Genomic DNA, 10,998 nt, shown 5'->3' with positions numbered 1-10,998 from the left:
TGTGTTTCTGACAGCCAACAAGCTTTGGAGAACAGGCAAGATGCCTGTTCCACAATCAATAAATTTTATTTGTTGTGTTTCTGACAGCCAACAAGCTTTGGAGAACAGGCAAGATGCCTGTTCCACAATCAATAAATTTTATTTGTTGTGGTGTGGGCATCTTGCCCGCACCTAAAAAGCAATATATATGCGCTGGGTTACTTATTAACTAAAAAACTATGGCTGACGGCATTTATATTCTGGCAAACGATGTTGTTTTTGACCACTTAGTCGCTTTATTAAACAGCCTCGAAGTCAATGGGGCAAAAGATATTCCAGTTTGCATCATTCCCTATGATGACAGAATCACAAAAGTGCGAGTAGAAATTGCAACTCGTCCTCATGTCAGCCTGTTTGAAAATAGCGATTCCATCCATTTCTGGGAAGACTTTGCGACTCAAGTTTGGAAAACTCATGCAAAAGCTCAAAAAGTATGGAAATCTAAAGGTTTGAAACCTGTTCAATGTTTGGAGATGCACCGAAAATTATGTTGTTTCGACGGCCCTTTTGATAAATTTATCTATTTTGACGCAGACACTCTGTTAATGGGTTCTCTAGATTATATTTATCAAAAACTAGATGAATTTGATTGGGTAGCCAACGATTTTCAATACAAATCCGACCTCAATTATATATTTGATTTGTCCTCCGCAAAATTACCTCAAATTTTAAATATTGACGAACTGCCCTCTCATACTTTTTGTGCGGGTTGGTTTGCGTCAAAAACCGGGGTTTTTAATCGAAATAATGCTTCTCTATTTTTAGAAAAATTAACATTAGGAGAAGCGGAAATTATGTCTTTGCGGGGCGCTGACCAATCTTTACTTAACTATTTAGTTGCCCGCAGCAAAATATCTTTTTACAACTTTGCATATACTCAACCCGAACAGGTAACGGGGAATCATTGGTCTTCTCAATTTGATGTGATAGATTATGTTATATATGACAAAGGGCGACGGTTGACTTATTTGCACTACATGAGTATTTCGGCTACCAAAATTAATCTATTGTGTGCTGGTGAAGATGTGGAGATTCCCTACCGAGATGTATTTCTGCATTACCGTTATTTGAAGTCGCCGGAAAAATGCCCCAAACTCAAATCCCCAAGTTTGCTAGTGCGCGGATACAGAAAGGCCAAAACCTTTGTCCGGCAAAAAAATATCAACTTTAGGTATAGATTGGCAAATACAGAAATGAATATTTTGCGAAAAGCTGGCCGAAAAATTCGTAGTTTACAACTCGAAAAAAAAGTTTACCAACAGTATTACAAAATTATGATGGACTTGCGGACAAGCCTTCTAGGCGTTCGCTTAACTTCAATTCGGCGTCCGTCTGTGGCTAACAGAAGTAAAATATCTCTAGCTATTACCCATTTTAACCGTTCTAGTTTGGTTGTAGGGGCATTGTGCAATGCTTTGTATGACGATCGCATTGATGATATTATTATTTACGATGATGCTTCCTCCCCCGAAGAGTTTTCTAGGATGCAAGCAAATATAGCAAACTTGTCACCTAAGATTTCTATCCGCAGAGGTGAGCAAAATTTTGGTGCGTATAAAAGCAAAATTATGGCGATTTCCCACTGCAAAAATGAGTGGGCAATTATTCTTGACTCTGACAATGCCTTGAGCGAAACTTATGTCGATAGACTCTACCACATAACTGCATGGAAGCCCAACCTAATTTACTGTCCGACATCCGCAAATCCCTACTTTAACTTTAAATTATTTTCTGATACAGAAATCAATCTTGAAAAAGCACGAGAATTAATTCTAAATAATCCAAATCCTAAATTATTTCGCAATTTTATTAATGATGGAAACTACTTCGTCAATGTACAGAAATACCTGGATTGTGCCGACGATAATCAAGATATTTGCGTGCAAGCTTCCGATGTCGCCGCTTTCAATTATTTGTGGTTAAAAAGTGGCGGCAGCTTGTATGCTGTGAGTAATTTAAGTTATTATCATCGGCTACATTCAGGCAGTTATTGGCTAAGTACAATGACTGATTCTAAAAAAGTTTTGAATAAAATTATCGAAGCCATTACTACTAACAAAAAGTGCGATTTTTTCTAAAAGATAATGCTATAATCGCAGCATTTCGATTGCAGATAAACCTCAAAAGTTGGCGAATTCAAAAAATCAACAATGTTCAATTTAAGTTGCGGAATTTCTGGGATAGATAGCATCTAACTGTACTCTAACTGTACTCTAACTGTACACAGACTGAATCCACTCCCATTCGCGCCTTAATCCTTCTTCTAAAGCAACCTGTGGCTGATAACCTAAGATTTTCTGGGCTTTAGACACATCCGCGCTAGTGTGCCGCGCGTCTCCCCTCGCAGCTTCGGTAAAATCTATCCGAATAGGTCGATCGACAATCCTCTCTATTGTATCAATAACTTCTTTCAAAACTACCCGACTTCCCCCACCAATATTAAAAACTTCCCCCGCAGCTTCTGGAACCTCAGCCGCCGCTAAATTCGCAGCAACGCAATCGCTGATAAAAGTAAAATCCCGCGTTTGCAATCCGTCGCCGAAAATTGAAATCGCCTCGTCAAACAAAATCGACTTAAAAAACTTGTGAAAAGCCATATCGGGGCGCTGTCTGGGCCCGTAAACAGTAAAATAGCGCAGCGAAGTAGTGGGAAGACCAAAATTTTTGTAATAAAGCCCGCACAAACGTTCACCGGCTAATTTCGTAATTCCGTAGGGAGAAACCGGCTGCGGACAAGCATTTTCATTCGTGGGAAAAGATTCAGCATTGCCGTAAATTGAAGAAGAAGAAGCATAGACAAACTTTTTCAATCTTGGCGCATCCTTTGCCGCTTCTAACAATACTTGAGTGCTGTTAATATTGCGTTCGGTATAGCTGCGAAAACCATCGCCCCAGCTAGCACGAACTCCTGCTTGCGCCGCCAGATGAAATATTACCTTCGCATCAGATAAAAGACCTCGCCAATTTAGAGACAAAATATCGCCTTCCACCAATTCAAAACCCGGATACCTTTCAAATCGTGCAATATTCTTGCGCTTTATATCCGGATCATAATAATCGTTGAACTCATCAACACCTATCACCGTCTCCCCTTGATTTAAAAGAGTTTCTACTAAATTAGAGCCAATAAATCCCGCCGCACCCGTAACAATTAAAATACTCATTCGATTTTAGATTTTAGATTTTAGATTTTAGATTTTCAAAAATTTACACAAATTATTGCCTAAGTTGTCATCTTCTTCTTTCTCTTCCTCTGCGCTCTCTGCGTTCTCTGCGGTTCAAAAAGCATCAAATAGGATAATCCTAGATAACTATCAACCCCCTTGCTTCTCACAAAAGAAGTTGATAGTTAACTTTCATTGTTCAAAAGAATCTAAATCCAGCGCTTGGGAACCTCCGCGTTCTAACTCGATCAAAAGCTTACCTAGCTGAGTCCAAACTAGCCAGCCAGTGAGTACCGTCAGTGGCAAAGCTAGGGCATAACAAAGTAGTTTGGGGAAGCCAAAAATCTCCATCCCCGAAGCTAAAAATACGCAAATACCGCCAGCCATTCCCAGAAAAGGTATGACCAATTGCAGCCTTGGCAGGTTAGCCAAGGTGCGAGTAGAACGATTTTTAGACCACTGTTGTACCGATTGTTTGAGAGTTGCTTCAAATGCTACGCCGGAAGCCATACCTGCTAGTAATCCAGCCGACATAAAAAAATAGGGAGGTTCTGGAAAATAATACACGAATAATTCCTTAATTGGGGGAAGGGGGAATGGGGAATTGGGCATGGGGCATGGGGTATTGGCCCGCGCAGGGCATTGGGTATGGGGAATTAGTTATTAGAACCAACAACTAACAACCAACAAATAACCAATGACTAATGACTAATGACCAATGACTAATGACTAAAATCGAGTTAGCGCGGCTGCTCCTGCTGTGGAAAACTCCGTCAAAGCGCCTAGAGCAACGTTGAACAGGCGACTGGGCTGCAAATCTTCCTTGACTAAGTTCCACAGGCTGCGAACTTCTTCGGTGTGGATTCGATCGTCCTCAATCAAAGCTAACATTAGCTGGCGTCTTAAAAACGACCCTTCCTCTGATAGCAAAAATTGCAAGCCTAGTTGTGCTGTGGGGAGCAAGTCGAAACTGCGATCCGATCGGGCGATCGCGATCATGTCCTCTAACCTGTTCCACTGGAATTTGCCATCTTTGAATAATACCTCAATCAGACGCCGCCGCAGAGCCGGAGATTCTCCGTTCAACAAACGCCGCGCTACATAAGGATACGCCACCTCGACTATCTTGAAATTCGGATTCAGCGTCAGGGCCAAACCTTCTTCTGTCACCAGAGAGCGAATAATTAAGGCAAATTTCGCCGGCACTCGGAAAGGATAATCGTACATCAACTCCGAAAACTGGTCTGTAATCGTCTTGAAGTTAAAATCTGACACCTTTTCGCCGACGATATCACCCAGTACAGATTCCAACGCCGGGACGATCGGCATAATATCTGTATCTGGAGTCAAAAAGCCAAGTTTGACAAAATCCTTAGCTAACTGTAAGTAATCTTTGTTGATCAAATGAACGACAGAATCAACCAAAGTTTCTTTAGTTGTTTCTTCCATCTGATCCATCATCCCAAAATCAATGTAAGCCATGCGGCCATCCGCTAAGGCAAACAGATTTCCCGGATGGGGGTCAGCATGAAAAAATCCATGTTCCAGCAACTGTCGCAAACCGCTGCGGACTCCGACTTCAATTAAACTATCGGTATCCAAACCTGCGGCTTTAACACTTGCCATATCTGTCAGCTTGATGCCGTCAATCCATTCAAGAGTCAGAACGCAATTTGAAGTATAGCGCCAGTAAATACTGGGAACTTTTACTGTCGGGTCGTCGGCAAAATTTGTAGCAAATTTCTCGGCGTTGCGTCCTTCATTGATATAATCAATTTCCTCGAATAATTTGATACCGAATTCATCGACTATTAAACAAAGGTCGTGACCGAGATTCAGCGGCAACAACGGGCCCAACCATCCAGCCGCCCAGCGCATTAAGTAAAGGTCAAGGCTCAAGACTGGCAGCAAATTCGGTCGCTGAACCTTGACTGCTACTGCTTCTCCGGTGAGGAGGCGAGCTCGGTAGACTTGACCGAGACTTGCCGCGGCGACAGGTTCGGGGGAGATTTCGCTGTAGGTTTCGCTAATTTTGCGATCGAGTTGCGCTTCAATAATCTCGAAAGCGCGCACCGAGTCAAACGGCGGCAATTGATCCTGAAGTTTGATCAATTCTTCGAGAAAGTCTTTGCGGATCAAATCCGGTCTGGTAGAAAGGGCTTGGCCGACTTTAATGAAAGTTGGGCCCAAGCGAGTGAGTATTTGTCGCAGGTGGGCGGCCCGTTCCGGCTGGTGTGCTGCGACTTCGTGCTGCCAACTGTCCCACAGCATCCCCAGAACAAAGCCCGCAAAAGACCAAATCACGGTAATTGCGCGCCAAATTGCTTTCCAAGGACGGTTGCGGTAATACTGAGCGATCGCTTGTGGATCGTAGCGTCTAGCCTGAGTGAATTGATACTGAGGCACTCGTTTATTTTCCTCTTATCTTCTGAAAATTACAGGTTAAATTGAGAATTGGGCATCGGGCATCGGGCATCGGGCATCGGGCATCGGGCATCGGGCATCGGGCATCGGGCATCGGGCATCGGGCATCGGGGATTAGAAGTCGAAAGTTCCAACATTCTTTATTCTTTATTCTTCCTTCTTCCCTCTTCCCTCTTCCTGAAATCCGTTACATCCGTTACATCCGTTACAGAATCCGTTGCCGAACTTCCTTCTTCATCATTGACCGATCGCACTGCAAGTTTTAGGCGAGCGGAAAATGCACCCGTTCGAGGCGGATTGCTAGCCTAAATTTGTTTCTTTTCATTAAATATAGTACATAAAAGTACAAGTGATCAGTCAAAATACTTAACAGCTCTCCCTGAACCCTGCACATTCTCACAGCAATGCAACCCTGCAATTCTTTTCTCCTCCTGCATTTCCCTCGCTGATGCCATCGCGCCAAAGCTACCGGATGCGATCGGCCTTTGCCAAGCAATCTTTCAGACCATAAATCGTCCGCTCTTGTTGATCCCTCGACAGTTCCGGGAACATCGGCAAAGACAAGACTTGGTGGCAAACTTGCTCAGCCTTTGGCAATTGACCTGCTTGATAAGCTAAAGATTTGTAAACAGGTTGCAGGTGCAAAGGTAACGGATAGTAAACCATCGAACCGATGCCAGCTTCCTGCAACTGAGCCCGCACCAAGTCCCGGAAATTGCCAGAGGGATTTTGCGCGTCTTCTGGACTTGTCAGCCGGATCGTGTATTGATTCCAAACTCCTTTTGCTTCTGGCAATGCTTTGGGGACGGCAACTCCGGGTACGCGGGAGAGAAATTCGCTGTAAAGTGCCGCTTTCTCCTGCCGCTGGGCGTTCCAACTGTCGAGATACCGCAATTTAATGCTGAGAATCACTGCTTGCAGGGCATCTAAACGGCTGTTGTAGCCGATTTCTTCGTAGAAATACCTAGAAGACTGTCCGTGTTCTTTGAGCATTCGCATCGAAGCTGCCAGGGCTCGATCGTTTGTCGTCACCGCGCCACCGTCACCGCAAGCGCCTAAGTTTTTGGTCGGATAAAAACTGAAGCAGCCGACATGGCCGATGCTGCCGACTTTTCGAGACTGCCACTCGGCCCCGACAGACTGGGCGCAATCTTCAATTACGGCTAAATTGTGCCGAGTCGCAATTTCCATCAGCCGAGTCATGTCTACCGGTTGGCCGAAGATGTGGACGGGCATAATTGCCTTGGTTTTGTCGGTAATTGCCGCTTCGAGGAGTTCGACATCCAGATTAAAAGTCTCGCTGTCAATATCGACAAATACTGGAGTGGCGCCGACGGCGCTAATTGTCTCAGCCGAAGCAAAAAAGGTAAAAGGAGTGGTAATCACTTCATCGCCAGGGCCAATTTTGAGAGCTCGCAAAGCCAAAATCAGGGCATCGGTGCCGGAGTTACAGCCAACGCACTCGGAAACGCCGATGTAGTCGGCGAACTCTCGTTCAAAACTCTTCACGGCCGGGCCGCCTACGTAGCCGCCAGAGGCAAGCACTTTTTGCACCGCAGCGGTGATCTCGTCGCCAATCTGCGCGTATTGGCGGGTTAAGTCGAGGGGGGGAACATTATTCACTCTTCACACCATAAATTTCAAGGATTATCAAAGCAAATTCTTGCAGCAAAACTGTTTCTCAGAAACCTTTATTGCAATATCTTATATTTGGACAGGCAAACAATCACATTATCGAAAGGGTGGGCCGGTGTTAATTCTGCTAGATTTTACAGATTTGGGTTGGGCTTTGGGGATGGTGGCGATCGCGATCGGGCTTTCGGCGTGGCAGGGATTGGGATTGGAGGGGGCGATCGCGATCGCGGCGGGGCGCACCCTGATCCAGCTAATCTTAGTCGGGTACGTGCTCGCAGTCATATTTGACCCGGAGGGGAAAAATCCTTGGCTGGTTTTAGCAGTTTTAGCAATCATGCTGACAACAGCTAGCATGGTTGCCAGCAACCGCATCAGCAAAAAAATCAAGAACTTACTGCCCTTAGTTTGGGGTTCAATTTTGATAAGTACGGCCTTGACTCTCGCCTATACAAACTTGCTAATTTTGCAACCTGACCCTTGGTACGAACCGCAATACCTGATTCCTTTAGCGGGTATGATATTGGGCAATGCCATGAATTCCGGGGCGATCGCGGGCGAAAGACTTGTGAGTACAGTTAATAGCAGCCAGTTAGAAATAGAAACCCATTTAAGTTTAGGTTCGACGCCGCAGCAAGCAGTAAAGCAGTACCGCAAAGATGCGATCAAAGCTGGATTAATCCCGCTGTTAAATACAATGACGGTGGTAGGAATCGTGACTTTACCCGGAATGATGACAGGTCAAATGCTGAGCGGTGTCAGTCCTCTCGATGCAGCATCTTACCAGATTTTAATTATGTTTGTGTTAGCGCTGGCAACTGTAATCGCAACTCTGCTGTTGACTGAGGGATTGTCCCGGAAGTTTTTCAATCAAGATGCACAATTGATAAAATGGTAATTGGGAATTGGGCATTGGGAATTGGCCAAACAGGACATTGGGAATTGATAATATAATGTAGGTAGGAACTTGTATGTGGCAGTATTGTTATGAACAGGCAAGATGCCTGTTCCACAAAGAGTGAGTTATCTTGTGGGGTGGGCTTCTAGCCCGCCCTAGCCATCACTAAGGAGAATAACCATGATTCAAACAGCAACTAAAACGCTAACTTTTGAAGAATTTGCGGAATGGAAGCCAGAAAACGGACGTTATGAACTGCACAATGGAGAGATTGTTGAAATGTCACAGCCATTAGGAGACCATGAAGAAGTTATCGGTTTTTTAGCCTCAGAGTTAACTGCTGAGTTTAGAAAGGTAAAACTTCCGTACTTCATCCCCAAACAAGCATTAGTTAAGCCACTGGAAAACGAATCAGCTTATTCGCCCGATATTCCGATATTAAATCGCCCCAACTTAGCGTCAGAACCTATGTGGAAAAAATTCTCAACCGTGACTCAAGGCGCATCAATTCCGCTGGTTATTGAAGTAGTTAGCACGAATTGGCAAGATGACTACATCAAAAAAGTAGGCGAATACGAACTAATTGGGATTCCTGAATACTGGATTGTGGATTATCTCGGTTTGGGCGGTCGCAGGTTTATCGGGAATCCTAAGCAACCAACGATATCGGTTTATCAGTTGGTTGATGGCGAGTATGAGGTGAGTTTGTTTCGGGGAAATGATAGGATTGAGTCGCCAAGTTTTCCAGAGTTGAATTTGACGGCTAAACAAGTTTTTCAAGCTGGATTGACTGGGGATGAAATTGCTGGGGATACCGATTAGTTTTGAATGAACAGGACTTATGCAATAAGTGATTTTACTCGCTACTCATAGCGGTAAGGCGCGCAGTGCAAACCGGCAATATAGAGGTGATGCGTAAATCGTGAATTACTTTTTTAGTCAGATAAAATGATGGGAATTAATCGTTCCTCGATTTCATCAATATAGGCTGTTAAGCCTGTATAAACACCTTTTTTTCGTAGAAATTCCAGAGGCGTGTCTTCCCAGCACTGTTGTTCGCGTTCCATATTGCCACCTGTTAGCTTTTCGACAACAACTTTAGGATTTCTAATGCGATCGGGTTCTTTCCATGAGTTAGAGCGCAGTCTGTGTGAATCCTCGCAAGGATTAAACCTCAATTGTGTCGTTATCTCTTGAAGAATTTGTTCTTCCTCTTGATTAGATGGAATAAACCCATTCAATACCCAGGCTTCCCGCATTCTGTCGGCTGTACCAATAATAATTTCTAATTTAGGTTGTCGATTGATGTGTGCAGAACGTGCTTGCTCAATACCTTCTCTTCGCTGAGGTTGATTGTCTAAATCCCGGATCAGGAGAACTGCTTTAATCTGTCTTGTTTTTTGAAGAAATCGTACTAAATTCAGAATTTTTATAGCTGCTGCACCATCAGCTTTTAATGCTCCATCTTTACCATGACCTAAATACCTTGGAGGACGGAATCCTAAGCTTTTTTGCAAATTATCTATAATTTGATTAATATCTTGCCAACAGGAATGTTCTGTATTTTCTTGTAAGCCACTCCAACGAAATAAATATTGAAGCTGTCCAGAGTCTAACCAATCAATTTTATCCACTAAAAGGCGCTCGGCTAATTTAGTAGCGGTTCTTGCATCTGCGCTACTTTCCACAATCACCACAAACTCAATCATTTATTTCTCCTGCAACCACCCAATCTTCTCCCTCCGCATCCCAGAATTCTCCGGTGGTTAAAGTTTGTTTTGCCCATTCTACATCAGGATGTTCATCCAAGCGTTTGCAACGAGTCACACCTGAATTGTTGTTACTTAATACATGAACTTGAGAAGGAATAAGTTCATCGACAATATAAGGAGAATGAGTCGAAAAAATAATTTGCAGGTTGCTGTTTTCTTGAATAATTTCCTTGAAAACAGCGATTAATTCTCGTTGCGCTTTTGGGTGGAGTCCCTGTTCGACATCATCTAGTAACACTAAATTAGGTTGATTGGGATTCATCAAAACAGTCAATAATCCGAGAGCGAGCATTGTTCCTTCGCTAATAGCATGGGCTGGAATACGCTTACCAGTATTCATATCTAGGACAACTTCTTTCCCGACAATTTCCTGACTTTCTTCGTAGGAGATAGATTTGCCATCGACTTCGATTAAGCGTTGGCGATTGACCATAACTTTAGCTCGCCTTACCCCTACCTCGCGTACACCTGGTACAATCCGTTTCAACATTTTCTCTAAAGATTGAAATTTATCTGGAGCTTCGTCACGAAGATAGTCTAAGGTAGGTGCTAAGCCTGAACCATCGAACTCAACTCGCGGTGTAATTGCATCACTGTAAGCTGCTTTAGCAAGATTACTGGCTACGAGCTTAAGATGAACTGCGTTTCTCAAAGATTGCTGAATTGGCTCTTCCGTAGTCATTAAGGAAGTTTCAGAGATTACTTGGCTATATTCCGGGTTTTTATCAGCCTTCCAAGATGCTCTAAAAGTCCACTTATGATTAACGGTTTGTCTCCAGTCATAAGAAGCTTTCCAATCATTTATATCTGGGTGTTTCCAAAAACCAGTTGCAGTAACAGACATATTATCTTGCCCCATTGTTGTAATAAATTGAGGCGCTCTTTCATGCTGAAAAATATTGTCAAATGATGAATTAGCAAGCCGACTGAGATAATGCAATGCTTGCAAAACAGATGTTTTACCAGAACTGTTTTGTCCTACGAGTGCGTGCAGGCGCGAACTCTCAAAATTAACTTCTGTATCTTGATGACTTTTGAAGTTATGAAGTTTTACCTTTTGTAGCATTTG

At 43.6% G+C, this 10,998-nt stretch carries 10 protein-coding genes; 4 read left to right on the top strand and 6 right to left on the bottom strand.

The window, feature by feature from the left end; translation table 11 throughout:
* Positions 1-218: 218 nt before the first annotated feature.
* A complete protein-coding gene (locus tag QUA16_RS16695) occupies positions 219-2,117 on the top strand; it encodes an Npun_R2821/Npun_R2822 family protein (RefSeq protein ID WP_333104371.1) in 1,899 nt (632 codons plus the stop codon).
* 135 nt (positions 2,118-2,252) lie between these two features.
* Here the strand turns inward: QUA16_RS16695 and QUA16_RS16690 are convergent, their stop codons facing one another.
* From QUA16_RS16690 to QUA16_RS16680, 3 genes are all read right to left on the bottom strand, one after another.
* Positions 2,253-3,203 carry an NAD-dependent epimerase/dehydratase family protein gene (locus QUA16_RS16690; RefSeq protein ID WP_333104370.1) on the bottom strand — a complete coding sequence of 317 codons (951 nt, stop codon included), beginning with the start codon at positions 3,201-3,203 and terminating at the stop codon, positions 2,253-2,255.
* A gap of 192 nt (positions 3,204-3,395) precedes the next feature.
* Positions 3,396-3,737, bottom strand: coding sequence for a hypothetical protein (locus QUA16_RS16685; RefSeq protein WP_445305410.1), 342 nt, complete (start codon positions 3,735-3,737; stop codon positions 3,396-3,398).
* Positions 3,738-3,932: 195 nt separating this feature from the next.
* Positions 3,933-5,609, bottom strand: coding sequence for an AarF/ABC1/UbiB kinase family protein (locus QUA16_RS16680; protein WP_333104368.1), 1,677 nt, complete (start codon positions 5,607-5,609; stop codon positions 3,933-3,935).
* Between the two features lie 48 nt (positions 5,610-5,657).
* Here QUA16_RS16680 and QUA16_RS16675 point away from each other — a divergent pair, with 48 nt between their 5' ends.
* Complete coding sequence (locus QUA16_RS16675; protein WP_333104367.1) at positions 5,658-5,936, top strand: hypothetical protein; 279 nt, start codon at positions 5,658-5,660, stop codon at positions 5,934-5,936.
* Positions 5,937-6,092: 156 nt separating this feature from the next.
* Here the strand turns inward: QUA16_RS16675 and QUA16_RS16670 are convergent, their stop codons facing one another.
* A complete protein-coding gene (locus QUA16_RS16670) occupies positions 6,093-7,250 on the bottom strand; it encodes a DegT/DnrJ/EryC1/StrS family aminotransferase (protein ID WP_333104366.1) in 1,158 nt (385 codons plus the stop codon).
* A gap of 127 nt (positions 7,251-7,377) precedes the next feature.
* On the opposite strand from QUA16_RS16670, the gene QUA16_RS16665 reads away from it, so the two are divergent.
* Both QUA16_RS16665 and QUA16_RS16660 read left to right on the top strand, forming a co-directional pair.
* On the top strand, positions 7,378-8,157 hold the full coding sequence (locus QUA16_RS16665) for an ABC transporter permease (protein WP_333104365.1): 780 nt from the start codon (positions 7,378-7,380) through the stop codon (positions 8,155-8,157).
* Positions 8,158-8,337: 180 nt separating this feature from the next.
* Entirely contained in the window at positions 8,338-8,979 is a 642-nt protein-coding gene (locus QUA16_RS16660) for a Uma2 family endonuclease (protein WP_333104364.1), read from the top strand.
* A gap of 113 nt (positions 8,980-9,092) precedes the next feature.
* Here the strand turns inward: QUA16_RS16660 and QUA16_RS16655 are convergent, their stop codons facing one another.
* On the bottom strand, positions 9,093-9,866 hold the full coding sequence (locus QUA16_RS16655; RefSeq protein ID WP_333104362.1) for a hypothetical protein: 774 nt from the start codon (positions 9,864-9,866) through the stop codon (positions 9,093-9,095).
* Positions 9,859-10,995 (bottom strand): AAA family ATPase, encoded by a 1,137-nt coding sequence (locus QUA16_RS16650; RefSeq protein ID WP_333104361.1) that lies wholly within the window; start codon positions 10,993-10,995, stop codon positions 9,859-9,861. The genes QUA16_RS16655 and QUA16_RS16650 overlap by 8 nt, the downstream gene beginning before the upstream one ends.
* Between the last annotated feature and the right edge of the window lie 3 nt (positions 10,996-10,998).

Origin of the sequence: Microcoleus sp. S13_C3, from assembly GCF_036700905.1 — a bacterium.
In the GTDB taxonomy this organism is placed as follows: Bacteria; Cyanobacteriota; Cyanobacteriia; order Cyanobacteriales; family Microcoleaceae; genus Microcoleus.
This window is presented reverse-complemented; position numbering and strand designations above follow the sequence as displayed.